22 protein-coding genes are annotated in these 22,676 nt (G+C 70.1%); 14 read left to right on the forward strand and 8 right to left on the reverse strand.

Annotated elements, in window-relative coordinates; genetic code table 11:
• Positions 1-464: 464 nt before the first annotated feature.
• A complete protein-coding gene (gene raiA / locus AB0I79_RS17055; protein ID WP_357873325.1) occupies positions 465-1,133 on the forward strand; it encodes a ribosome-associated translation inhibitor RaiA in 669 nt (222 codons plus the stop codon).
• Positions 1,134-1,334: 201 nt separating this feature from the next.
• Entirely contained in the window at positions 1,335-2,033 is a 699-nt protein-coding gene (locus AB0I79_RS17060; RefSeq protein ID WP_043620599.1) for a response regulator transcription factor, read from the forward strand.
• Between the two features lie 107 nt (positions 2,034-2,140).
• On the opposite strand, the gene AB0I79_RS17065 is transcribed toward AB0I79_RS17060, so the two are convergent.
• Positions 2,141-3,361: a crosslink repair DNA glycosylase YcaQ family protein gene (locus AB0I79_RS17065; RefSeq protein ID WP_357873328.1), complete on the reverse strand. Its 1,221-nt coding sequence runs from the start codon at positions 3,359-3,361 to the stop codon at positions 2,141-2,143.
• A 538-nt stretch (positions 3,362-3,899) separates the two neighbouring features.
• On the reverse strand, positions 3,900-4,160 hold the full coding sequence (locus AB0I79_RS17070; RefSeq protein WP_225271727.1) for an HGxxPAAW family protein: 261 nt from the start codon (positions 4,158-4,160) through the stop codon (positions 3,900-3,902).
• 224 nt (positions 4,161-4,384) lie between these two features.
• Between AB0I79_RS17070 and secA the strand changes: the two genes are divergently transcribed.
• Positions 4,385-7,174 carry a preprotein translocase subunit SecA gene (gene secA / locus AB0I79_RS17075; RefSeq protein WP_357873332.1) on the forward strand — a complete coding sequence of 930 codons (2,790 nt, stop codon included), beginning with the start codon at positions 4,385-4,387 and terminating at the stop codon, positions 7,172-7,174.
• A gap of 66 nt (positions 7,175-7,240) precedes the next feature.
• Here secA and AB0I79_RS17080 read toward each other — a convergent pair whose 3' ends face one another.
• The 4 genes from AB0I79_RS17080 to AB0I79_RS17095 form a co-directional block, all read right to left on the reverse strand.
• Entirely contained in the window at positions 7,241-7,612 is a 372-nt protein-coding gene (locus tag AB0I79_RS17080; RefSeq protein WP_357873335.1) for an Rv3235 family protein, read from the reverse strand.
• A gap of 177 nt (positions 7,613-7,789) precedes the next feature.
• Positions 7,790-9,064, reverse strand: coding sequence for a PTS transporter subunit EIIC (locus AB0I79_RS17085; protein ID WP_357874266.1), 1,275 nt, complete (start codon positions 9,062-9,064; stop codon positions 7,790-7,792).
• A 49-nt stretch (positions 9,065-9,113) separates the two neighbouring features.
• On the reverse strand, positions 9,114-10,460 hold the full coding sequence (locus tag AB0I79_RS17090; RefSeq protein ID WP_357873339.1) for a PTS transporter subunit EIIC: 1,347 nt from the start codon (positions 10,458-10,460) through the stop codon (positions 9,114-9,116).
• Between the two features lie 107 nt (positions 10,461-10,567).
• On the reverse strand, positions 10,568-11,308 hold the full coding sequence (locus tag AB0I79_RS17095; protein WP_357873342.1) for a GntR family transcriptional regulator: 741 nt from the start codon (positions 11,306-11,308) through the stop codon (positions 10,568-10,570).
• A gap of 124 nt (positions 11,309-11,432) precedes the next feature.
• Here AB0I79_RS17095 and AB0I79_RS17100 point away from each other — a divergent pair, with 124 nt between their 5' ends.
• The 6 genes from AB0I79_RS17100 (at position 11,433) to nagZ (ending at position 16,552) form a co-directional block, all read left to right on the forward strand.
• On the forward strand, positions 11,433-12,467 hold the full coding sequence (locus tag AB0I79_RS17100; protein WP_357873345.1) for an SIS domain-containing protein: 1,035 nt from the start codon (positions 11,433-11,435) through the stop codon (positions 12,465-12,467).
• 38 nt (positions 12,468-12,505) lie between these two features.
• Positions 12,506-12,742, forward strand: coding sequence for a PTS glucose/sucrose transporter subunit IIB (locus AB0I79_RS17105; RefSeq protein ID WP_344491617.1), 237 nt, complete (start codon positions 12,506-12,508; stop codon positions 12,740-12,742).
• A gap of 10 nt (positions 12,743-12,752) precedes the next feature.
• Positions 12,753-13,199, forward strand: a complete 447-nt coding sequence (locus AB0I79_RS17110) for a PTS glucose transporter subunit IIA (RefSeq protein ID WP_357873349.1) — start codon at positions 12,753-12,755, stop codon at positions 13,197-13,199.
• Positions 13,200-13,313: 114 nt separating this feature from the next.
• A complete protein-coding gene (locus tag AB0I79_RS17115) occupies positions 13,314-13,574 on the forward strand; it encodes an HPr family phosphocarrier protein (protein ID WP_357873352.1) in 261 nt (86 codons plus the stop codon).
• Positions 13,571-15,232 carry a phosphoenolpyruvate--protein phosphotransferase gene (gene ptsP, locus AB0I79_RS17120; RefSeq protein ID WP_357873355.1) on the forward strand — a complete coding sequence of 554 codons (1,662 nt, stop codon included), beginning with the start codon at positions 13,571-13,573 and terminating at the stop codon, positions 15,230-15,232. The genes AB0I79_RS17115 and ptsP overlap by 4 nt, the downstream gene beginning before the upstream one ends.
• Before the next feature lie 39 nt (positions 15,233-15,271).
• Positions 15,272-16,552: a beta-N-acetylhexosaminidase gene (nagZ, locus tag AB0I79_RS17125; protein WP_357873358.1), complete on the forward strand. Its 1,281-nt coding sequence runs from the start codon at positions 15,272-15,274 to the stop codon at positions 16,550-16,552.
• Between the two features lie 4 nt (positions 16,553-16,556).
• Here nagZ and atpB read toward each other — a convergent pair whose 3' ends face one another.
• On the reverse strand, positions 16,557-17,351 hold the full coding sequence (gene atpB / locus AB0I79_RS17130; protein ID WP_357873361.1) for a F0F1 ATP synthase subunit A: 795 nt from the start codon (positions 17,349-17,351) through the stop codon (positions 16,557-16,559).
• A 141-nt stretch (positions 17,352-17,492) separates the two neighbouring features.
• Here atpB and AB0I79_RS17135 point away from each other — a divergent pair, with 141 nt between their 5' ends.
• The 5 genes from AB0I79_RS17135 to AB0I79_RS17155 all read left to right on the forward strand — a co-directional run bounded on the left by AB0I79_RS17135 (position 17,493) and on the right by AB0I79_RS17155 (position 20,793).
• Complete coding sequence (locus AB0I79_RS17135) at positions 17,493-18,137, forward strand: HAD family phosphatase (protein WP_357873363.1); 645 nt, start codon at positions 17,493-17,495, stop codon at positions 18,135-18,137.
• A gap of 94 nt (positions 18,138-18,231) precedes the next feature.
• Positions 18,232-18,741 carry a hypothetical protein gene (locus AB0I79_RS17140; RefSeq protein WP_357873365.1) on the forward strand — a complete coding sequence of 170 codons (510 nt, stop codon included), beginning with the start codon at positions 18,232-18,234 and terminating at the stop codon, positions 18,739-18,741.
• Positions 18,742-18,876: 135 nt separating this feature from the next.
• On the forward strand, positions 18,877-19,287 hold the full coding sequence (locus tag AB0I79_RS17145; protein ID WP_357873368.1) for a DUF2690 domain-containing protein: 411 nt from the start codon (positions 18,877-18,879) through the stop codon (positions 19,285-19,287).
• A gap of 81 nt (positions 19,288-19,368) precedes the next feature.
• Entirely contained in the window at positions 19,369-19,995 is a 627-nt protein-coding gene (locus AB0I79_RS17150; RefSeq protein ID WP_357873371.1) for an HAD family hydrolase, read from the forward strand.
• Between the two features lie 90 nt (positions 19,996-20,085).
• Positions 20,086-20,793, forward strand: a complete 708-nt coding sequence (locus AB0I79_RS17155) for a haloacid dehalogenase-like hydrolase (protein WP_357873374.1) — start codon at positions 20,086-20,088, stop codon at positions 20,791-20,793.
• Between the two features lie 246 nt (positions 20,794-21,039).
• Here AB0I79_RS17155 and AB0I79_RS17160 read toward each other — a convergent pair whose 3' ends face one another.
• Entirely contained in the window at positions 21,040-22,548 is a 1,509-nt protein-coding gene (locus tag AB0I79_RS17160) for a penicillin-binding transpeptidase domain-containing protein (RefSeq protein WP_357873377.1), read from the reverse strand.
• Positions 22,549-22,676 lie beyond the last annotated feature (128 nt).

Consider the following 22,676-nt stretch of genomic DNA (forward strand, 5'->3'; position numbering starts at 1 on the left):
CGGCCTGGTCGATATCACGGACGGTGATCATCCGGTTGAGGCTCAGGCTGACATTCGTGCTGGATGCGGATAGCGTTCCTACATGGCACCCGTTCGGGTCCGTGGTTGCGCAGGGTCGGTGTCCCCGGCTCTGCTAGCCGATGCCAGCCGCAGGCAAAACGGTCCACGTAAGGCGACTCTTTGTCGACCGATCACGGTGCGGCTTAGGGGTAAGTCCTGCCTTCCCGGGGGTCCAGATGTCCCCCGTCAGAAGAGAAGGGCAGTAGTGGCGACAGCGCTGCGAGACCCTCAGCAGGCGGATGTGGGGTCGAAGACCAGGTCGGCCGGGCGGGTGCCTTCCGAGTTCCCGGTGACGCAGCGTCGGAGGAGGGTAACCGTGACAGGAAGGCGGCCAGAAGACCCCGTCCGGAATGCACGCCGTCGGGCGCTCTTGCTCAGTCGTTAGACCGAAGGGGGGCTGTTGCATGGACATCATCGTCAAGGGCCGGCACACAGGAGTGAGTGATCGGTTCCGAGACCACGTGACGACCAAGCTGGCCAGGATCGAACGTCTGGACAACAAACTCATCCGAGTCGATGTGGAGGTGTCCAAGGAGCGTAATCCGCGCCTCGCCGATCAGCGGGAGCGCGTCGAGCTCACCATTCACTCCCGAGGGCCGGCCATCCGCGCCGAGGCCTCGGCCGACGACCGACTCGCAGCCTTCGATCTAGCCCTCGACAAGCTGGAAGGCCGTCTCAGGCGGCTGGCCGACCGGCGCAAGGTCCACCACGGCAACCACTGCCCGCCCTCGGTGGCGGAGATCACCGCGACGCTCCCTGACGCCGCCGATCTGAAGCCCCGTACACAGCCCGCCGTCCCCGAGCAGGCCGAACCTGACGAGGACGAGCTGCAGCAGAAGAGCGACCAGCTCTACGACGACATCGTCCCGATCGAGATGGACGGCGACGGGCCGCTCATCGTCCGGGAGAAGTTCCACCGAGCCGAACCCATGACCATCGATCAGGCCCTGCTCGAGATGGAGCTGGTCGGACACGATTTCTACCTGTTCCGTGACAAGGAGAGCGGCCAGCCGTGCGTCGTCTACAACAGGCGCGGCTACAACTACGGCGTGTTGCGGCTCGTAGAGCCCTGATCGCGCGCTAAAAGATCTTCTCGACCACCCGAGAACCGCGGGTACATGCCATCATGGCGGTTCAACGGCTCTGGCCCCCCGACGAGGAGGAGACGTGAGCGAGCTCAGTCAGGTAGGGATGAGCGAGCGAAGCGAGGCAATGGCAGGCGCGAGGCTGATCGTCACGAGGCTGGTCGGCACGAGGCTCACCAAGGAGGCTTCGTGACCGAGTCTGGCGAGGCCCGCGCGCAGGCGAGCGAGCCGATCCGCGTGCTGATCGTCGACGATCACGAGCTGATCCGGCGGAGCCTGGCGTTGGCGCTGGCCGCCGAGCCTGACATCGAGGTGGTCGGTGAGGCGAGCGACGGGCAGGAGGCGGTCGAACTGGCCGATCGCCTCATGCCTGACGTCGCGCTCATGGACGTGCGCATGCCGCGGCAGGACGGGATCGAGGCGACGAAGGGCATCAAGGCCTCCGTCCCGAGCACCCGCATCATCATGCTGACGGTGAGCGACGAGGAAGAGGATCTCTTCGAGGCCATCAAGGCGGGAGCCACCGGCTACCTGCTCAAGGACGTCCAGATCAACGATGTCCCCGCCGCGGTGCGTGGCGTGCACGAGGGCCAGTCGTTAATCAACCCGGCCATGGCGGCCAAGCTCATCAGCGAGTTCGCCAACATGAGCCGCAAGGAGGCCGAGCGCCCGCCTCAGCTTCCCGTCCCCCGGCTGACCGACCGGGAGATGGAGGTGCTGCGGCTGGTCGCCAAGGGCATGAACAACCGGGAGATCGCCAAGCAGCTGTTCATCTCCGAGAACACCGTGAAGAACCACGTGCGCAACATCCTCGACAAGCTGCAGCTGCATTCGAGGATGGAGGCCGTGGTGTACGCGGTGCGGGAGCGGATGCTCGAGATCACCTGAGCTGCGCGTCGCGCTCATGCGAAGGGTCTGACGCGCGTCGTGCTCACGCCGCCCGCCCGGGCCGGTCGCGATGCGGGGCCCGGGCGCGCGTGGGTGCGTGACGCCGCTCAGCTCCCGTTCGGCGAGGCCGCCGGGTCTGCCGGGGTCGCGTTCAGCAGGGGGAGCAGCTCCGGCGGGTCGGCGCGTTCGACGCGTACGGCGTCGCAGCCCACCCACTCGGCGGCCGACCACAGAGCCTCGCTCAGGGAGTCGGCCCACTTGGCGGGCGAGAGGCCCGGCTCCAGGTGGAGCTGCCTGGCCACCAGCGTGGAGCCCTCGCGGGCCGGGTCGACGCGCCCGATCAGCCGCCCCCCGGCCAGCACCGGCATCGTGAAGTAGCCGTGCACGCGCTTGTGCTTGGGGACATAGAGCTCCAGCGTGTAGGTGAAGCCGAACACCCGCTTGGTGCGTTCGCGGTGCCAGATGAGGGAGTCGAACGGCGACACCAGGGTGGTCCGGTGGCGGCCGCGCGGCTCGGACTCCAGGGCCTCGGGGGCTGCCCAGGCGTTGGCCTGGCCCTTCTTGCCCGGCCAGCCGGCGACGGTCACGGGCACCAGGCCCGCCGCGCCGCTGAGCAGGACCTCGTCGAGAATCGCCGCGTAGCGGCCCTTGAGGCGGAGGAAGTCGATGAGGTCGGTGCGGTTGGCCACGCCGAGGGAGCGCCCGGCCACGCCCGCCAGGCGTACGATGCACTCCTCGTCGGACAGGTCGTCGGCCAGCAGGTCGGCGGGGACCACGCGCTCGGCCAGGTCGTAGACGCGGCGCCAGCCGACGCGGCGGCTGCACACCAGCTCCCCGATGTCGAGCAGCCACTCCAGGCCGATCTTGGAGTCGGACCAGTCCCACCACGGGCCGCCGTTCTTGGCGCCGCCCACGTCGGAGGTCGTCAGCGGGCCCGACTCCCTGACCTGGTCGAGCAGCTTCTCCACGTTGTCGGGCACCTCGTGCCAGCGGTAACGCCGCTCACGGTAGGCCCGGCGGCGGAAGGAGTAGAGCGGCCAGTGCTCGATGGGCAGGATGCAGGCCGCGTGGCACCAGTACTCGAAGCTCTGGGCCGGATTGTGCCAGTAGGCGCGCTCGACCTTGGAGCGGCCCACCGCGCCGAGGCGGGCGTAGGCGACCAGCTCGTGCGAACGGGCCAGGACCGAGATCGTGTCGAGCTGGACGGCGCCCAGCCTGCGCAGCATGGCGTGCACGCCGCCCTTGCGCGCGTCGGCGCCCATGAAACCCTGCGCGCGCAGGACGAGCCGGCGAGCCTCTTCGGCGGTCAGATCGGTCACACCGGTCATGCCCGCGCCTCCATATGGCGATGCATGCGAGCAATCTAGCCACGGGCACTGACAGAAATCGCCGCCGCCTGCCAGGCGATCACATCTGGGCCCGTCTCGCATCCGCGGCGGGCGCACCCCTCAAGGCGCACCGCACCGCCTGGCGGTTGCACGCCCACCTGGGAGGTGGGAGGTGCACGCACCCGCCTCCCAGGCGCACGCACCCGCCTGGGAGGCGCAGCGCACCGACCTGGGAGGCGCAGCGCACCGACCTGGAGGCGCGATGCATGGGCTTGGAGGTGCAGCTCACCGGTCTGGGAGGCGTGATGCGTCGGTCTGGAAGTCCAGCGCATCGGCCTGGAGGCGTGGCGCGCCGGTCTGGAGGTGCAGCGCATCGGTCTGGAGGTGTGGCGCACACGTCTGAAGGCGCGCGCATACCTGGAGGCGCCTCGTACTCGCGGCAGGCGCGCCCGGGCGGGCGGTCACGCGGCCCGGGATCGTGCCCCGGCATGCGAACGGCGGGCGGCCCGGGGTCGGGCGCCCGCCGTTGGAACCAGGTTCAGCGGTGATCCTCAGCGCGCATGCCCACTCGCGGAGCGTCGATCACGACGTCGGTGAAGATATCGAAGACGAGGGCGAGGATGCCGCCGACGACGAACAGCCCGGCGCCGATCCAGATGAGCGTCCAGTTCGCGGCCGTCATACCGAAGCCGGCCACCACGGTGCCCACCAGCATCACCGTCACCGCGAGCCACGAGGACGCGCGCCCGCCGTGGCTGCCGAGATTCTCCGTATGCTCCGACTTCTTCCCCTCAACCATGACAAATCCTTCCTTTGCCGGATATCCCGCTATTGGTGCGAGCCGGCTCTCCACCGGCATACCCTCTGCCTTGTCCCCATTCTCCCAGACGAGTTCTGCGCCCTCGTCGTCACGGTGGCTGTGTCTGGTTGCGGAACCGCCTACGATGGCTAACGGGGAAGTTTGTCTCGGCCTCTCCTCCTGGCGGCGCCGCCGGGGTAGACCTGCGAGGAGCTTTACATAAAGTGGCAGCCATTCTCGACAAGATCCTACGTGCCGGCGAAGGCAAGATCCTGCGCAAGCTCAAGCGGATCGCAGACCAGGTCAACTCCATCGAGGACGACTTCACGAGCCTGTCCGACGCGGAGTTGCGTGCGCTGACGGACGAGTTCAAGCAGCGCTATGCCGACGGCGAAAGCCTTGACGATCTGCTTCCCGAGGCGTTCGCGACCGTGCGCGAGGCGGCCCGCCGCGTGCTCGGCCAGCGGCCCTACGACGTGCAGATCATGGGCGGCGCCAACCTTCACCTGGGCAACATCTCCGAGATGAAGACCGGTGAGGGCAAGACGCTGACCTGTACGTTGCCGTCCTATCTCAACGCCATCGCCGGCAAGGGCGTCCACGTCATCACGGTCAACGACTACCTGGCCAAGCGTGACGCCGAGACCATGGGGCGCGTCCACCGCTTCCTCGGCATGGAGGTCGGCTGCATCATCTCCGGCCAGCAGCCCGACGAGCGCCGCAAGCAGTACGAGGCCGACATCACGTACGGCACGAACAACGAGTTCGGCTTCGACTACCTGCGCGACAACATGGCGTGGTCGCTCGATGAGTGCGTGCAGCGCGGTCACTTCTTCGCGATCGTCGACGAGGTCGACTCGATCCTGATCGACGAGGCCCGTACGCCGCTGATCATCTCCGGTCCCGGCGAGCAGTCGGGCAAGTGGTACCAGGAGTTCGCCAAGATCGTCCCCCGTCTGCGCAGGGGCGTCGAGGCGAAGAACCCGGGCGAGGAGAGCACCGGCGACTACATCGTCGACGAGAAGAAGCGCACGGTCGGCATCCTGGAGGCCGGCGTCGAGAAGGTCGAGGACTGGCTCGGCATCGACAACCTGTACAAGCCGGAGCACACCCACCTCGTCGGCTTCCTGAACAACGCGCTCAAGGCCAAGGAGCTGTTCAAGAAGGACAAGGACTACATCGTCGCCGACGGCGAGGTCCTGATCGTCGACGAGTTCACCGGCCGCATCCTGCACGGCCGCCGCTACAACGAGGGCATGCACCAGGCCATCGAGGCCAAAGAGGGCGTGAAGATCAAGGACGAGAACCAGACTCTCGCCACGGTCACCCTGCAGAACTACTTCCGCCTCTACAACAAGCTGGCCGGCATGACCGGTACGGCCGCCACGGAGGCCAACGAGTTCCACCAGACGTACAAGCTGGGCGTCGTCCCGATCCCCACCAACCGCCCGATGATCCGCAAGGACCAGCCGGACGTGGTCTACAAGACCGAGGACGCCAAGTTCGACGCGGTGGTGCAGGACATCAAGGAGCGCTACGAGGCCGGCCAGCCGGTGCTCGTCGGCACCACGTCGGTGGAGAAGTCCGAGCGGCTGTCGAAGGCGCTCAAGCGGCGCGGCGTGCCGCACGAGGTGCTCAACGCGAAGAACCACGCGCGTGAGGCGTCGATCATCGCCGAGGCGGGCCGCAAGGGCGCCGTCACCGTCGCCACCAACATGGCCGGTCGAGGCACCGACATCATGCTCGGCGGCAACTCCGAGTTCCGCGCCGACCTGGAGCTGCGCCAGCGCGGCCTCGACCCGGTCGAGACGCCGGAGGAGTACGAGAAGGCCTACCCCGAGGCGCTGGAGAAGGCCAGGGCGGCGGTCAAGGCCGAGCACGACGAGGTCACCGAGCTGGGCGGCCTGTACGTCCTGGGCACCGAGCGGCACGAGTCGCGCCGCATCGACAACCAGCTGCGCGGCCGTTCCGGCCGTCAGGGCGACCCCGGCGAGTCGCGCTTCTACCTGTCGCTCGGCGACGACCTGATGCGCCTGTTCAACTCGGCCAGGGTCGAGATGATCATGACCAGGCTGCAGATCCCCGACGACCAGCCGATCGAGTCCGGCATCGTCTCCAAGGCCATCGCCTCCGCCCAGCACCAGGTCGAGCAGCAGAACTTCGAGATCCGCAAGGAAGTTCTGAAGTACGACGAGGTGATGGACCGCCAGCGCAAGGTCATCTATGCCGAGCGCCACCGCGTGCTGGAGGGCGCCGACCTGCACGAGCAGGTGCGCGGCTTCATCGGCGAAGTGATCGACGGCTACGTCCAGGGCGCCACGGCCGAGGGCTTCGCCGAGGAGTGGGACCTCGACAAGCTGTGGAAGGCGTTCGGGGAGCTCTACCCGGTCTCCGTCCGGGCCGAGGACCTCATCGAGGAGGCCGGCGGCCGCGAGGAGCTGACCGCCGAGCTCATCAGCGAGAAGGTCAAGGCCGACGCGCTGGCCGCCTACGACCGGCGCGAGGAGGAGTTCGGCCCGGAGACCATGCGCGACCTGGAGCGCCGCGTGATCCTCTCCGTGCTCGACCGCAAGTGGCGCGAGCACCTCTACGAGATGGACTACCTGCGCGAGGGCATCGGCATGCGGGCCTACGCACAGAAGGACCCCAAGATCGAGTACGCCCGCGAGGGCTTCGAGATGTTCGCCGCGATGCTGGAAGGCATCAAGGAGGACTCCGTCGGCTTCCTGTTCAACCTCGAGGTCGAGGTGCAGGAGAACCCGATCGTCGAGGAGGAGGACGCGGCCATCGCGGAGACCCGCTCGATCATCGCGCGCGGGCTGCGCGGCCCCGAGCGGCCGGCCGAGCTGGAGTACTCCGCCCCCGGCGAGCAGGGCGACGTCGAGCACGTCCGCGTCCGCACGACTCAGGAGGAGCGGGCGGCGTACGGCAACGTGGAGCGTAACGCGCCCTGCCCGTGCGGGTCGGGCAAGAAGTACAAGCGCTGCCACGGAGACCCGAAGAACGCCGCCTGACCCGTCATTCCTGGGCCCCCACTTCCTGCGGAGGTGGGGGCCTGCCTTTTCGTCGGGTCCCCACGCCTAGGCCGTTTCGAATTCGGTGCACAGCCACTGGTTGCCATGTCGTTCCAGGCGCAGGGCGAGGACGTGGTTGCGGTCGCCGCAATGGACGAGCGCGCACATTTCCACGGCGCCGTCGCGTGGTTGCTTCATATGGACGCTTCCGGTGAAGGGCGGGCGGTCGGCGTGGATCATCTGGCCCGCCCGTACCAGCTCCTTGTAGGCCCGCTCGGTGAGCCGGTCGGCCAGGACCTGCGGCGGGCGGCGACCGGCCAGCACCTCCGCCAGGGCCTGGGTCAGGTGGCGCAGCTTGCGCTCGTCCGGTTGAGCGCCCGGCGGGCCCCAGGTCATGGGGGTCGTCAGGGCCAGCGCGCCGTCGATGTCGTGGGCCATGGGCTGCTCCGATTCTCTGCATGGAAGAAAGAGTCGATAAAAGGGAGTTTTCGGCCCGGCTGAGGAATACAGAAAGCGCCAACTTGTGCGTCCGCGGCGGAAGTTCGTCCGGTATTGCGGCGGAAATTTTGCGGAAGCTGGAGCGCTCCGGCCTTTTGGGATGGGTGAGTGGCGGGTTTAGGGCTCCCGGCCGGGGGTGGGCAGGTCGAGCCGACGGATGAGCAGCGTGAACAGGGCGTAGTAGATCAGCAGGTACGCCAGGCCGAACCCGATGATCAGGCCGAGGTCGTGCGTGTTGGACTTGCTGGCGTTCAGCAGCAGGTCGATGGCGCCGCCGGAGAACGTGAAGCCCAGGCGGGCCCCGAGCTCGGCCATCAGGGCCATGGACAGGCCGGTCAGGAGGGCGTGGGCGGCGAAGAGGGCGGGGGCGACGAAGATGAAGGCGAACTCCAGCGGCTCCGTGATGCCCGTGATGAAGGCCGTCAGGCCGGCCGACAGCATGATGCCGCCGACCGGCTTCCTGCGCTCGGGCGGGGCGGCGCGCCACATCGCCAGCGCGGCCCCCAGCAGGCCGAACATCATCACGGGGAAGAAGCCGGTCATGAAGATGCCCGCGCCCTGCTCCCCGGCGAAGTAGCAGTTCAGGTCGCCCGCCGCGTCCCGGGTGGCGCCGTTCACGCCCGCCCGGCACTCGGGGACCGTGAACCAGACGATGGTGTTGAGCACGTGGTGCAGGCCGAGCGGGATGAGCAGGCGGTTGGCCACGCCGTAGATGCCGGTCCCCGCCGTGCCGTGGGCGGAGAGCCAGTCGCCCGCCTGCGCCAGCCAGTCGCCGACCGGGCGCCACAGGAGGCCGAACAGCACGCCCAGGAGCAGGGCGGCCACGGCGGTGATGATGGGCACCGAGCGGCGCCCGCCGAAGAAGGCCAGCCAGGAGGGCAGCTTGACGCGGTGGAAGCGTTGCCAGAGGAGGGCGGCCGTGAGGCCGATGAGGATGCCGCCGAGCACGCCGGTGGGGTTCGGGGCGCCCAGGTCGAGCGCGGGGGTGCCGTTCTGGAGGGTCACCGAGACCTTGTCGTGGACGGCGCCGTGCCCGGCGTCGAAGAAGAGCGTCTTGGTCACGTGGTCGAAGACGAGGTAGCCGACCAGGGCCGCCAGCGCGGTGGAGCCGTCGGACTTGCGGGCGAAGCCAATCGCCACCCCCACGGCGAACAGCAGCGGGAGGTTGTCGAACAGGGCGGCGCCGGCCGCCGCCATGACCTTGGCCACCGGGAGGAGCCAGGGGAGCGCGCCGCCGAGGCCGCGCGCGCCGAGCAGGTCGTCCTGGCCGAAGCGGTAGAGGAGCCCGGCGGCGGGGAGCACCGCGATGGGCATCATGAGGGAGCGGCCGATGCGCTGCAGCACGGAGAAGGCCGACGACAGCCGGGACGGCGGCGGGGCCTGGCCCTGCATGGTCGTGGTCACCCCCACGTGAGCGTCGACGCGGGGGTCCGGTCGGTTACTACCCCGTGGTGGATCTCCCCGAACCGTGCTCGGTCTCGCCCGAGTCGAGGTCGGGCTCGGGCTCCCGGCCGGGCGTCATGATGTCGAGCCTGCGGATCAGGAACGTGAACACGGCGTAGTAGACCAGGCCGTAGATCAGGCCCAGGATCAGGATGCCGGGTAAGTTCTCGGTGTTCGACTTGCTGGCGTTCAGCAGCAGGTCGAGCAGGCCGGCGGAGAAGCCGAAGCCGAGCTGGCCGCCGATCAGCGTGGTCAGCGCCATCGCCAGGCCCGTCAGGATCGCGTGGACGACCAGCAGCAGCGGCGCGACGAAGATGAAGGCGAACTCGATCGGCTCCGTGATGCCCGTGACGAACGAGGCCAGCGCCGCCGAGAGCATGATCCCGCCCACGGTGGCCCGCCGGTGCGCGGGGGCGGCGCGCCACATGGCCAGGGCGGCGGCGGGCAGGGCGAACATCATGACGGGGAAGAACCCGGCCATGAACTGGCCGGAGTACGGGGCGCCGCCGAAGTAGCAGTTCCAGTCCCCGCCCAGCACCTGGCCGCCGACCTCGCACTGCGGCACCACGTACCAGACCACGGAGTTGACGAAGTGGTGCAGGCCGAGGGGGATGAGCAGGCGGTTGATCAGGCCGTAGATGCCGGTGCCGATCGGGCCGATGGCGGCCAGGGCCTCGCCGGCGTGCCGGATCCACTCGCCGATGACCGGCCACAGCCAGCCGAAGGCCACGCCCATGAGCAGGGCCACGATGGAGGTGATGATGGGCACGAAGCGTCTGCCGCCGAAGAAGGCCAGCCAGGACGGCAGCTTGATGCGGTGGAAGCGCTGCCACAGGAGCGCGGCGACCAGGCCGATGACGATGCCGCCGAGCACGCTGGTGGGGTTCTGGATGCCGTTGTCGACGATCTCCTTGATGCCCTGGGTCTCGACCACCTTGACGGCGACGGTGTCCCTGATGTCCGAGCCGAAGAACATGGCCTTGGTCACCCGGTCGAAGACGAGGTAGCCGACCACGGCGGCCAGCGCGGTGGAGCCGTCGGACTTGCGGGCGAAGCCGATCGCCACCCCCACGGCGAACAGCAGCGGCAGGTTGTCGAACAGGGCCGCCCCGGCGGCGGCCAGCACGTGGGCGACCTCGTTCATCCAGGCCATCCCGGCGACGTCGGCCAGGCCGCCCGGCTCGACGCCGTTGGAGCCGAGCATGTCGGGCTGGCCGAAGCGCTGCAGCAGGGCGGCGGCGGGCAGGGCGGCGATGGGCAGCATGAGGGAGCGGCCCAGCCGCTGGAGCACGGTCATCACGCGGGCGAGCGGCGAGGGCCGGGCGGCGGCGGAGGTGTCGTTCACGTCTGGTTCACCGGGCGTTCCTCCGGGGCCTGCAGGAAGTGCCAGGAGTCATGGGGGACGCCCCACGGGCGAGGCTCGGCCGTGCCCGGCGGGCGTCGGGACACGGCTCAGCCGCGTCTGGAGGGCATTTCGAGGATGGTGCGGAGCTGGTAGCGGTCGGCGCGGTAGGTGGACACGCCGAGCTCCGCGCAGACCCCGCCGGAGAACGACCGGCGCTGCAGCAGCAGCACGGCCCCGCCACGGGGGAGCTTCAGCAGGTCGGCGTCGCTCGGGTCGGCGATGCCGCCGTCGATGGTGAGCTCGCCGGCGTCCATGACGAGCCCGTAGCGCCGTTCCAGCAGCTCGTACAGCGATCTGTCCGACAGGTCGTGGTCGGCCAGGTCCGGGGCGAGCTTGACCGGGATGTGGGCCCGTTCGATGGACAGCGGCTCGCCGTCGGCCGTACGCAGGCGCTCGATGAAGTGCACCTCCTCGCCCGGCTGGATCCCCAGCTCCTTGGCCAGGTGCGCGCTGGCCCGCACGATGCGGCGGTCCAGGTCGCGCGAGCCGGGGATCATGCCCCGCGCCCGCATGTCGTCGGTGAACGACGTGAGCTGCAGCGCCAGCTCGATCTTCGGCCGGGCGACGAACGTGCCCTTGCCGGGCACGCGGTGCAGGCGGCCCTCGGACACGAGGTGGTCCACGGCCTGCCGCACGGTCATCCTGGACAGGCCGAAGCGCTGGCAGAGCTCGCGCTCGGACGGGATGGCCGCTCCGATGCTCAGCTCGTCGCTGTCGATGAGGTCCAGCAGGATCTCGCGAAGCTGGAAGTACTTGGGCACCGGGCTGTCCGGATCGATGTGCGCCACGGATCCTCCCCTCGTCTCTACCTGGGCAATGGGCTATGGTTCGTACTGGTCTAGTCCGGACTAGACCACATGTCGCGAAAGACGGTCAAGTCTGAACCGCAATGACCCGAGGGATGAGCCGAAGATGACCACCAAGATGCGCAGCGAGATCGCCGAGCAGCCGACCGCGCTGCGGGCCACACTCGACTCCCTGCTCCCCAAGATCGACGAGATCAAGGCCATGGGCGAGCAGACCCGCCAGCTGCTGTTCATCGCGCGCGGCACCTCCGACAACGCAGCAGTGTACGGGCGTTACCTGGTCGAATCGCACGCCGGTCGCCTGTCCGCGCTGGCCGCCCCGTCGATCGCGACCACGTACAAGCGCAAGCTCGACCTCGACGGGGTGCTGGCCGTCGCCATCTCGCAGTCCGGGCGGACCGAGGAGATCGTCGAGACCCTGGCGTGGGCGAAGGACTGCGGGGCGCGCACCGTCGGCGTCACGAACGGCGGCGAGGACAGCCCGCTCGCGCAGGCGGCGGACGTGGCCCTGTGCACGGTGGCGGGCGAGGAGAAGGCCGTCCCGGCGACCAAGACGTACACGACGCAACTCGCCGCCCTGGCCGTGCTCGCGATCGGGCTGGGCGCCGACGTGGACGTGGACGAGCTGCAGCGGGTGCCCGAGGCCGTGGAGAAGCTGATCGCCGAACCCGGGGACATCGAGGCCGTGGTCGAGGGGCTGGCCGACAAGCAGGGCGTGGTCGTGTCCGGGCGCGGGCTGGCGTTCTCGACGGCGCTGGAGACCGCGCTGAAGCTCAAGGAGGCCTGCTACCTGCACGCCATGGGCCTGTCGTACGCCGACCTGCTGCACGGCCCCATCGCCGTGGTGGACGCCGACACGCCGGCGCTGCTGGTGGCCGCCGAGAACAGCCCCACCCTGCAGGGCACGATCGCGCTGGCCGAGCGGGTGGTGGCCGCGGGCGCGGCGGCGTACACGATCGGCGGGGGCGGCGCGCTCGCCCGGGCGGGCACGGCCGCGCTGAACGGCCCCGACCTGCCGGAGTGGCTGGCCCCCATGGGCCTGATCATCCCCGGCCAGCTCCTCACCGAGGCGCTGGCCCGCAGGCTCGGCATCGACCCCGACGCGCCGCGGGGCCTGAACAAGGTCACCCAGACCGACTGATCTAGCCTGGTCAGAGTGCTAATCCTAGGGAGGACCGGATGGCGGCGGACGTGAACGCGATCATCGCCGCGCTGGGCGGCGCCGACAACATCATCGACATCGAGCCCTGCATCACCCGCCTGCGTACGGAGGTGCGCGACGCGTCGAAGGTCGACCAGCCGGCGCTCAAGGCGGCGGGCGCGCACGGCGTGATGGCCGCGGGCAACGTGGTGCAGGTCGTCGTCGGGCCGGAGGCGGACACGATCGCCAGCGACATCGAGGATGTCATCGGCTGAGGGCGAGACCATGACGACTGTTCTCGCCCCGATGGAGGGGACGGCTGTGGGGCTGGCGGCCGTGCCCGATCCGGTGTTCTCCGCGGGCATGGTCGGGCCGGGAACGGCGATCGACCCGCTGCGGGGGCCAGGCAAGGCCGTGGCCCCCATAGCGGGAAAGATAATGAAACTGCACCCGCACGCGTACGTCATCGTGGGGGACGATGGCAAGGGCGTGCTGGTGCATCTGGGGATCGACACGGTCCAGCTCAAGGGGGCGGGGTTCCAGCTCCTGGCTGCGGAGGGCGACAGGGTGAGCGCCGGGCAGCCGGTGGTGGCCTGGGACCCGTCGGCCATCGAGGCGGGCGGTCGCTCGCCGGTCTGCCCGGTCGTCGCGCTGGACGCGCTTTCCGAGGAGCTCACGGGGGTAGCGGAGGGGACGGTGCACGTCGGGGACGAGCTCTTCAGGTGGGGATAGCGCCGTTCGCCCGGGGTCGGCCTCACCCGGCACAATGAACGGGTTGTCCGTGTTTACCGCGATGACGGAGAAGGCCGGCCGGTCTGGACCGGCACGAGAAGGAGGAGCAGCAAGATGGGTGAGCGCAAGGTCACCGTGGCGGCGGAGGTAGGGCTGCACGCCCGTCCCGCGGCGACGTTCGTCCAGCGGGCCAAGCTGGCCCCGATGGACATCACGGTGGCGAAGTCCCACGGCGGTGGGCCGGTCAACGGCAAGAGCATTCTCGCGATCATGGCGCTCGACGTCCGCCAGGGCGAGTCCGTCGTGATCAGCGCGGAGGGCGAGGGCTCCGACGAGGTGCTCGACGAGCTGGCGAAGATAGCCGGCACGCCATGAACCTCCGGGGGGTGGGGGTCAGCCCGGGCATCGGGCACGGACCCTCTTACGTGCTGACCGTCTCTGTGCCCGAACCCCCCGAGGGCGCCACCTACACCGGTGAGGCGGAGCAGGAGAAGGAGCGCGCGATGGCCGCGCTCACGCAGGTCGCGGGCGAGCTGGAGGCCCGCGGCAACCAGGCGGGCGGCGAGGCCGAGGAGATCCTCAAGGCCCAGGCGCTGATGGCCGAGGATCCCGGGCTGGTCGTGAAGGTGAGATCGCTGATCGACCGCGGTCTGGCCGCCCCCAGGGCGGTCTTCGAGGCCTTCACGAAGTACCGGACCGTGCTGCAGGGGTCCGGCGGATACCTGGGCGAGCGGGCCGCCGACCTGGGCGACATCAGGGACCGCGTGATCGCGTTGCTCACCGGGCAGGCCATGCCGGGGCTGCCGGTGGCACCCGAGGAGCCGTACGTGCTGGTCGCCAGGGATCTCGCCCCCGCCGACACCGCGCTGCTGTCCAGGGACGACGTGGTCGCGTTCGTCACCGAGGAGGGCGGCCCGACCAGCCATACCGCGATCATGGCCAGGTCGATGGGCGTGCCCGCCGTCGTGGCCTGTCCCGGCGCCACCCGCATCCCGCCCGGCGTGCAGGTGATGGTGGACGGCACCTCCGGCGACGTGCGCGTGGAGCCGGCCGAGTCCGACGTGGCCGACGCGGTCGGCGCCGCCACGGCCCGGCAGGCGGCGCTCGCGTCGTGGACGGGGCCGGGCGGGACGGCAGACGGGCATCCCGTCCCGCTGCTGGCCAACGTGGGCGGCCCGGCCGAGCTCGACGCCGCCGTGGCCGCGGGCGCGGAGGGCATCGGCCTGTACCGGACCGAGTTCCTCTTCCTCGACCGGCCCGAGCCGCCCTCCGCCGAGGAGCAGGAGCGTGCCTACCGGGCGGCGGTGGAGGCGTTCCCCGGCGGCAAGGTGGTGGTGCGGACGCTCGACGGCGGCGCGGACAAGCCGCTGGCCTTCCTGCAGGCGGCCGCCGAGCCGAACCCGGCGCTGGGAGAGCGGGGGGTGCGGAGGTTCGCCCGGTTCCCCGAGGTGATGGACGTCCAGCTCGGCGCGGTGGCCGCGGCCGGCGGGGCCGCCGTGATGGCGCCGATGGTGGCCACGGCCGAGGAGGCCGCCTGGTTCGCCAGGGAGTGCTACAGCAGGGGGCTGGAGGAGGTCGGCGTGATGATCGAGATCCCGTCCGCCGCGCTGCGGGCCGGCGATCTGCTCGCCATGGTCGACTTCGTCTCGATCGGCACCAACGACCTGAGCCAGTACACCTTCGCCGCCGACCGCCAGCTCGGCGCCGTGAGCGCGATGCACGACCCCTGGCAGCCCGCCCTGCTCGACCTGGTCGCCACCACGGCCGTCGCGGCGGCGCGGGCCGGCAAGCCGTGCGGGATCTGCGGCGAGGCCGCCGCCGACCCGGCCCTGGCCTGCGTGCTGGTGGGGCTCGGGGCCTCGTCGTTGTCGATGGCGCCCTCGGCGCTGGCCGCCGTACGCGCGGGGCTGGCCGCGCACACGATGGAGCAGTGCGAGGCGGCGGCCGACGCGGCGCGGTCACAGTCCTCGGCGGCCGAGGCGAAGGCGGCGGCTCAGGCTCACCTGCCAGGGCTCGACAGTCTGGGGTTGTAGGCGGCCCGGGCGGGGTCGTCATCTGGATACCTTGGAGTCATGCTTGGACGGATCGGTACGACAGGGCTCCTGGTGATCGCGCTCACCGCGTGCGGCGGTGGCGACGGCGCGGCGGAGGTGGGGCCGACCGGAGGCAAGGCGGCCCCGCCCGCGACCACGGCGGCCGCCCCGGCGACCACGGCCCCGCAGCAGAGCCCCGTGCAGCGGGTGCTGGGCAGGATGAGCGTCGAGGAGAAGGTCGGCCAGCTCTTCATGCCCGTCCTGTACGGCACCGCCGCCGACACGGTCTCCGGCGAGAACCAGGCCAGGTACGCCGCCCGGACCCCGGCCAAGGTGATCGCGAAGTACCACCTCGGCGGCGTGATCCTGTTCCCGCAGAACGTCAGGAGCGCCGGCCAGGTCGTCGGCCTGACCAACGGCATGCAGCGGGCGTCGAAGAAGGTCCCGCTGCTGATCGGCACCGACCAGGAGAACGGCCTGGTGTCCCGGATGTCCGCGCTCATGACCGACTTCCCGGGCGCGGCGGAGATCGGCGCGACCAAGGACACGGACCTGTCGCGGGAGGTGGCCAGGGCGACCGGCGAGGAGCTGCGCGCGCTCGGCGTCAACCTCGACTTCGCGCCGGTCGCCGACGTGAACGTCAACCCGCGCAACCCCGTCATCGGCCGCCGCGCCTTCGGGAAAGACCCGCAGAAGGTGGCCAGGATGGTGGCCGCGGCGGTCAAGGGGTTCGGCGAGGCGAAGATCGCCGCCACCGCCAAGCACTTCCCCGGGCACGGTGACACGTCCGTCGACAGCCACACGGGGCTGCCGGTGATCAAGCACACCAGGTCGGAGTGGGAGCGCATCGACGCGCCGCCGTTCAAGGCCGCGATCGACGCCGGGGTGGACGCGGTGATGAGCGCCCACATCGTCTTCCCCAAGCTGGACCCGTCGGGCGACCCGGCGACGCTGTCCAAGCCCATCCTGACCGGGCTGCTCAGGGAGAAGCTCGGGTTCAAGGGCGTGATCTCGACCGACGCGCTGAACATGGGCGGGGTGCGCAAGAAGTACGACGACGGGGAGATCGCGGTGCGGGCCGTGCTGGCCGGGGCCGACCTGCTGCTCATGCCGAACGACCTGCCCAAGGCGTACGACGCGGTGCTGGCGGCGGTGAAGTCGGGCCGGATCTCCAAGGAGCGCCTCGACCAGTCGGTCACCCGGCTGCTGACGCTCAAGCAGGCCAGGGGGCTGCTGACCGAGGCGCCCGTGGCCTCGGCGGAGCGGGCGGCCGAGGTGCTGCGCTCGCCTGAGCACCGCAAGCTGGCCGCCCGCGCCTAGCGGATCAGTGCGAGCCGTGCAGCCCGCTGGCGATGTACATCGCGGCGAGCATGGCGAACAGGAACGCCTGCAGGAACATGATGAACATCTCGAACGCGGTGATCACGATCGTCATGGCCACGCCGAGCACGCCGAGGCCCGCGCCGAGCGGTGTGAGCTGCTGGAACAGGAAGTAGAAGCCCACCGAGCTGAAGAAGGCCACGAGGAGGTGGCCCGCGAACATGTTCGCGAACAGGCGGATGAAGTGGGTGAACAGCGAGGTGAGGAAGACCTCGGCGAGGATCAGCGGGGCGTAGATGGCGTACGCCCAGCCGGGCAGGCCCTCCAGGTACACCACGCCCCGCAGGTAGCCGCGGACGCCGTGATGGCGCACGCCGAGGTACACCTTGAGGACGTACACGGAGATCGCCAGCACCGCCGCGAAGTTGACGTGCGCGGCGACGGGGAACTGGATGAACGGGACGACGCCCATCAGGTTCCAGATGAGCACGGTGAGGAAGATCGTCAGGAGCAGGCCCATCCATCGGTCGGAGTCCTTGCCGAGGCTGGGCTTGGCGATCTGCTCGCGTACGAAGAAGTAGGCGTACTCGCCCATGCTCTGCCAGCCCCTTGGCACGATCTTGGGCTTGGCGAATGCCGCCCAGCACAGCGCGATGGCGATGACCGCGCTGAACAGGACGATGAGGATCGGTTTGGTGAACCATTCCGGTCCACCGGGGATGATGGGGGGAAATTGGAAGAGTTCGGAGCCCGGAGCGGTCCACTCTTCAGGGGAGGTGATCAGGATCGTCGTCCGCACGGCGGTCCCTTCTGGGTAGCGATTTACGCTGGAAAGACACCTTAACGGGATATTTCGGGCACCCTTTTTCTGGGGTTGTATCCACCTATTAAGGGGCGGGCTCCGGTAAAAGTCGCAACCGTGACGCTCTACCCTAGAACGATGGTTACGGGTGTGCTCATCGACTGGGGCGGCGTGCTCACGACCAGCCTCTCCGACTCCATCGCCCGGTGGATCGCGGCCGACAGGATCGACGCCGACCGCTACTACACCGTGATGCGCGAGATGATCGACCACGCCTACCGGGGCGGCGACGGTGAGAGCGTCGTGCACGCGCTCGAAAGGGGCGAGATCGACGGGGCCGCCTTCGAGCGCGACCTCGCCGCCCGGCTGCTGACCGTGGACGGCGTGCCGCCGGTGGCCGAGGGGCTGCTGGAGCGCATGTTCGCGGGCTTCGAACGGGTCGAGGCCATGTACGACATGCTGCGTGACGTCCGCAGCAACGGCGTCAGGACCTGCCTGCTGTCCAACTCCTGGTCCAACACCTACCCCAGGGACGACTGGGACGAGGTCTTCGACGCGGTCGTGATCTCCGGCGAGGTCGGCATGCGCAAGCCCGAGCCGCGCATCTTCGAGCACGCGCTCGGCCGGATAGGGCTCGCGGGCGCGGAATGCGTGTTCGTCGACGACATCGAGGCCAACATCGACGCCGCCCGCGCCCTCGGCATCGCCGGGATCCACCACCGCGACGCTGCGACGACCATCGCCGAGCTGGAGACCGTGCTGCGGCTCGCGTTGCGCAAGTAGCCTGCCGATGCGGTCGTGACCAGGCACTATGAGTAAGGTGGCGGGGCCTGGTGAGGCAGGTTCTGCCCACAGCAGAGTGTTGGAAAGGTTCGTCATGCGCGTGTATCTGCCGTGCACTCTTCCGGCCCTGGCCGCTGCGGTCGAGGCCGGGGAGCTGGGCCCGGCTCCGCTGACCGGTTACGCGGTGACGCCCGCGCTGATCGAGTGGTACGCCTCGGGCGACACCGAGGAGCTCGAGTACGTCGCGCTCACCGAGGCGGCCCGCGCCTCGCTGCGCATGCTGGCCGCCGACCGCGCCGGCGGCACCCCGGCCGCGCCCCGCCGCGTGGTCGTCGCCGCCGAGGTGCCGGAGCGCTCCGCCACGGTCGGCGTCGACCTGGAGGAGCGTGCCAGAGTACGCCTCGCCGAGCCGATCCCCCTGGCCAAGGTGGCCGCGGTGCACATCGACGACGAGTACGCGGTGCCCGACATCGAGGCCGCCGTCGCCGCGCTGCCGGCCTCCGACGAGGGCGACGACGACGCTCGGTTCACGGTGGACGGCGCCGAGGCGCACGAGCTCATGTGGTACGCGACCCAGGAGATCCCCGAGCTCCTGCGCCCATAACGGTGCGATCACAGACAGGCGTGGTTCCTGACGTGCGCAGCCGATCTCGCTAGGGTCGCCACCCAGCACGAGTCGTCTGACAGAAGGAGTCGGTTCCACGTGATGCGTCGAGTCGCAGCGATCGCTGTAGGTGCGGTGACTCTCCTGGCCGGTTCGCCAGCGCAGGCCCAGGCCGCGCTCAAGCCGTACGACCACCAGGACCCCTACCGGTCGGGCTGCGGCAACTCGGCCAGGGTCGTGAGGACCGCCGCGATCAAGAGCAGGATCCACGGAGAGGTCGGCACGATCAAGCTCATGTGGTCCGGCCGGTGCCAGACCAACTGGACCGAGGTCAAGACCGCCTCCTCCGCGCGCGGCACCATCAACGTCTACACCGCGGACGGCCGGCACAACCGGTTCAGCTTCAAGGCCGGCAACGGCGGCCGCCACTGGGGCGACATGCTCTCGGCCAAGGACATGTGCGCCTGGGGCAGCGTCAGCATCCAGTGGAACGGCGGCAACGGCGGCCAGAACGGCCAGGGCACCACGGGCAAGGCCTGCCGCTAGCGGCGGCGAGGGGCTGCGGCCGCGCGGTCGCAGCCCCCGGTTCATCCGGAGGTCACACCGGCCATCTAGGCTAGCCTCGACATGACGAAGCACATCATCTGGGATTGGAACGGCACGCTCTTCCACGATTCCGAAGCCGTGGTCCAAGCCACCAACGCGATCTTCAAGCCCTACGAACTGCCCGAGCTGACCCTCGACGGCTTCCGCGCCGTCTTCACCCGCCCCATCTGGGTGGCCTACGAGCGCCTGCTCGGCCGCCCGCTCGCCGAGGGCGAGTGGCAGCAGCTCGACGCCGGGTTCCACGAGCACTACTTCCGGCTGTGCGACGTGTGCCAGCTGGCCTCCGGCGCGGAGGTCATCCTCTCGACCTGGACGGGCACGCAGTCGCTCTGCTCGATGGCCCCGCACGACCACCTGGTGCCCAAGGTCGAGTCGTTCGGCATCACCCGGCACTTCACCAGGATCGACGGCCTCACCGGCGCCCTCGGCGGCGAGAAGGCCGCCCACATGACCGCCCACATCGAGGCCATCGGCGTCGACCCCGGCGAGATCCTGGTGATCGGCGACAGCGTGGACGACGGGCTCGCCGCCAAGCACGTGGGAGCCAGGGCGGTGCTCTACACCGGCGGCATGACCACCAGGGCCGAGCTGGAGGAGACCGGGCTGCCGGTGGTCGACCGGCTCTCCGACGCTCTCGACTACGTCTGACCATGCTGTAATCGCTCAGGCGGGCGCCCTGACGGCGGCGACGGCCGTACCCTTGCAGGGACCCCTCAGGAGGCTGCCATCAACCGCCTTGTGCTGTGGAACGTCGATCTGACGCTCGTCGACGTCGCCATCGTGACCAGAGACGCCTACGCCGAGGCGTTCCGCGTCGTGACCGGGCGACCGCTGGTCAAGCTCGTGCCCCCGATGGGGCGGCCCGACTCCGAGATCGTCTTCGAGACGCTCGCCGTCAACGGCATCGTGGCCGAGGACGATCACCTGCCCAGGTTCCTGTCGGCGCTCGCCACGGCCTTCGCCGACCGGCGCGGGCGGCTGGCGGGGGACGGGCGGATGATGCCCGGGGCCAAGGCGGCGCTGAAGGCCGTCTCGCGGCTCGACGGGGTGGTGCAGACGGTGCTGACCGGCACGATCCGGGCCAACGCCGTGCACAAGCTGAAGGCGTTCGGGCTCGACAAGCACGTGGACTTCGAGCTCGGCGGGTACGGCGAGGAGGTCTACCCCAAGGCGACCCTGCTGCAGGTGGCGCAGTCGCGCGCCAAGCAGCGGCTCGGGACGCCGTTCACGGCCGCCAACACGGTGGTGATCGGCGACTCCACGCGGGACGTGCAGGCGGCCAAGATCGGCGGGGCCGGGATGATCGGGGTCGCCTCCGGGCGGTCGATGGCCTCCGAGCTGCGCGAGGCCGGGGCCGACATCGTGCTGCCCGACCTGTCCAACGCCTCGGAGGTGGTGGCGGCGGTCGCGGCCCTGACGGCCCCTCTGGACCGGGCGTCGCGCTGACGGCCTCACCGGCCTGCGCCTCGCGCTGGCGCCGCCCCGCACGCTCGTCGCCAGGCCGGCGCCGTGGGGCACGCTTGTCGCCAGGCACATGCCGCCTCCGGCATGCTCGTCGCCAGGCCGGCGCCGTGCGGGGCGCGCTGGTCGCCTGACCGGTCGCCGTCGCCCGGCGACCCCGCCGCACTTCGGCGGGTCCCTGGTGAGGGGAGCGCAGGGCGCGCGGCGAGACGCACGGGGACGCAGCGGGTGTCAGGGGAGGGCGCGGAGGAAGCGGGCGGCGATCGGGGCCGCGACGGCGGACCCGGCGCCGCCGCCCTCGACGATGACGGAGAACGCCAGGTCGCCCTGGTAGCCGATGAACCACGAGTGCGCGGGCGGCTCCTTGCCCGAGCCGTACTCCGCCGTGCCCGTCTTGCCCGCCGTGCCGGCCGGGAAGCTGACCCCGTGGGCGGTGCCGTCCGTGACGACGGCGGGCATGAGCCGGCGCAGGGCCTTGACCACGCCACCCTCCAGCGGGCGCGGGCCGGCCTGCTGTTGCCCGGGGACGGGCTCCCCGGTGACCAGCCGGGGCGGGATGTAGGAGCCGGAGGCGATGGCGGCGGCGACCGAGGCCATGTTGAGCGGGCTCGCCAGCACCCTGCCCTGCCCGATCGAGGCGGAGGCGAGGTCCGTGTCGTCCTTGGGGTCGGGGAACTCGGCGCGCACGGCCGGCACCCCCGGCGTGATCGCGGTGCCGAAGCCGAAGCTCCTGGCGACCTCGCCGAGCCGGCCACCGTTCAGTTCGGCCACGCTCATCTCGCCGAACGTGGTGTTGCACGAGTGCGCGAACGCGTCGCGGAACGACAGCGTGCCGAAGTCCTCGAAGCCCGCGTTGTGGAACGGGAAGCCGCCGATGTTCTTCTCGGCCGGGCACGTCACCTGCTGCCCCGGCTCGACCCCGCCGGCGACCAGCGCGGAGGCCGTCACGACCTTGAACGTCGAGCCCGGCGGGTACTTGCCGAGCAGCGCCCGGTTGAACCCGCCCGGCGCGTTGACCACGGCCAGGATCTCCCCGGTGGAGGCCCGCAGCGCGACCAGGGAGGCCGGCTTGTCCGTGCCCTCCAGTGCCTCGGCCCCCGCGCGGTGCACCTTCAGGTCGATGGTGGTCTGGATCGGCTCCTTCCCGGCCTGCTGCTCGGCGACGGTCTTGACGCGTTCGTCGCCCTGGTAGAGGTCGATCCTCGTCCGGGACAGCTCCTCGAAGCGGTCGGGAAAGGTCTGCTTCATACCCTCGACGAGCTGCTGCGCCGAGCCGGGCGCGCTCGCGGTGTTGAGGTTGGCGCCGTCGGCGGCCAGGACGCGGACGGGGTCGCCCTTCTGCGCGACCACCTTCAGCGACATGCCCTTCTTCAGCAGGGGGTGCAGGGTGGCGGGCGTCCAGGCCACCTTCCAGGTGCGGTCCTGCTCGACGAGCCGGAGCCTGCCGTCGTACTCCCAGTTGCGCGCGCCGGTGAGGGCGGCCTTGAAGGCGACGGCGTCGCCGTCCGACGCCTCGCCGGGGCGGAAGGCGGCCCGGGTTGCCTTGAGGTCGGTGAGGAAGCGCCGGTGCAGGCGCTCGAAGTCGGCGGGCGGGTCGGCGACCAGCGCCCGCATCGCCGCGTAGTCCTGGGCGGACCAGGCCGCCAGGTACTGCTCGGCCGTCTTCTCGGGCGAGCCCTCGACCCGCAGCGCCCAGATGACGCCGCCCGCCACGAGGGCCGGGATCAGGAGTGCCGCCACGATCCACGGCCATCGCCTGCGGCGTCGTCTGCCATAGATTCGCCCCGTTTGTGGTGCCATGACGCAGAGGACACCAGAGCCCGCGCCACGGTGTCCAATATTGATATGAGCGATTCCTAGATATAAAT

The organism is Nonomuraea sp. NPDC050202 (assembly GCF_040656115.1).
Taxonomy (GTDB): Bacteria; Actinomycetota; Actinomycetes; order Streptosporangiales; family Streptosporangiaceae; genus Nonomuraea.

Excerpts from the sequence above, each read along its gene's own strand:
- AB0I79_RS17065 (WP_357873328.1), bottom strand. The coding sequence starts at position 3,361 with ATGACCGGTGTGACCGATCTGACCGCCGAAGAGGCTCGCCGGCTCGTC.
- AB0I79_RS17135 (WP_357873363.1), top strand. The coding sequence starts at position 17,493 with ATGGTTACGGGTGTGCTCATCGACTGGGGCGGCGTGCTCACGACCAGC.
- AB0I79_RS17080 (WP_357873335.1), bottom strand. The coding sequence starts at position 7,612 with ATGGCCCACGACATCGACGGCGCGCTGGCCCTGACGACCCCCATGACC.
- nagZ (WP_357873358.1), top strand. The coding sequence starts at position 15,272 with ATGCTTGGACGGATCGGTACGACAGGGCTCCTGGTGATCGCGCTCACC.
- raiA (WP_357873325.1), top strand. The coding sequence starts at position 465 with ATGGACATCATCGTCAAGGGCCGGCACACAGGAGTGAGTGATCGGTTC.
- AB0I79_RS17140 (WP_357873365.1), top strand. The coding sequence starts at position 18,232 with ATGCGCGTGTATCTGCCGTGCACTCTTCCGGCCCTGGCCGCTGCGGTC.
- AB0I79_RS17110 (WP_357873349.1), top strand. The coding sequence starts at position 12,753 with ATGACGACTGTTCTCGCCCCGATGGAGGGGACGGCTGTGGGGCTGGCG.
- AB0I79_RS17085 (WP_357874266.1), bottom strand. The coding sequence starts at position 9,064 with ATGCAGGGCCAGGCCCCGCCGCCGTCCCGGCTGTCGTCGGCCTTCTCC.
- AB0I79_RS17115 (WP_357873352.1), top strand. The coding sequence starts at position 13,314 with ATGGGTGAGCGCAAGGTCACCGTGGCGGCGGAGGTAGGGCTGCACGCC.
- AB0I79_RS17150 (WP_357873371.1), top strand. The coding sequence starts at position 19,369 with ATGACGAAGCACATCATCTGGGATTGGAACGGCACGCTCTTCCACGAT.
- AB0I79_RS17070 (WP_225271727.1), bottom strand. The coding sequence starts at position 4,160 with ATGGTTGAGGGGAAGAAGTCGGAGCATACGGAGAATCTCGGCAGCCAC.
- ptsP (WP_357873355.1), top strand. The coding sequence starts at position 13,571 with ATGAACCTCCGGGGGGTGGGGGTCAGCCCGGGCATCGGGCACGGACCC.
- AB0I79_RS17105 (WP_344491617.1), top strand. The coding sequence starts at position 12,506 with ATGGCGGCGGACGTGAACGCGATCATCGCCGCGCTGGGCGGCGCCGAC.
- AB0I79_RS17100 (WP_357873345.1), top strand. The coding sequence starts at position 11,433 with ATGACCACCAAGATGCGCAGCGAGATCGCCGAGCAGCCGACCGCGCTG.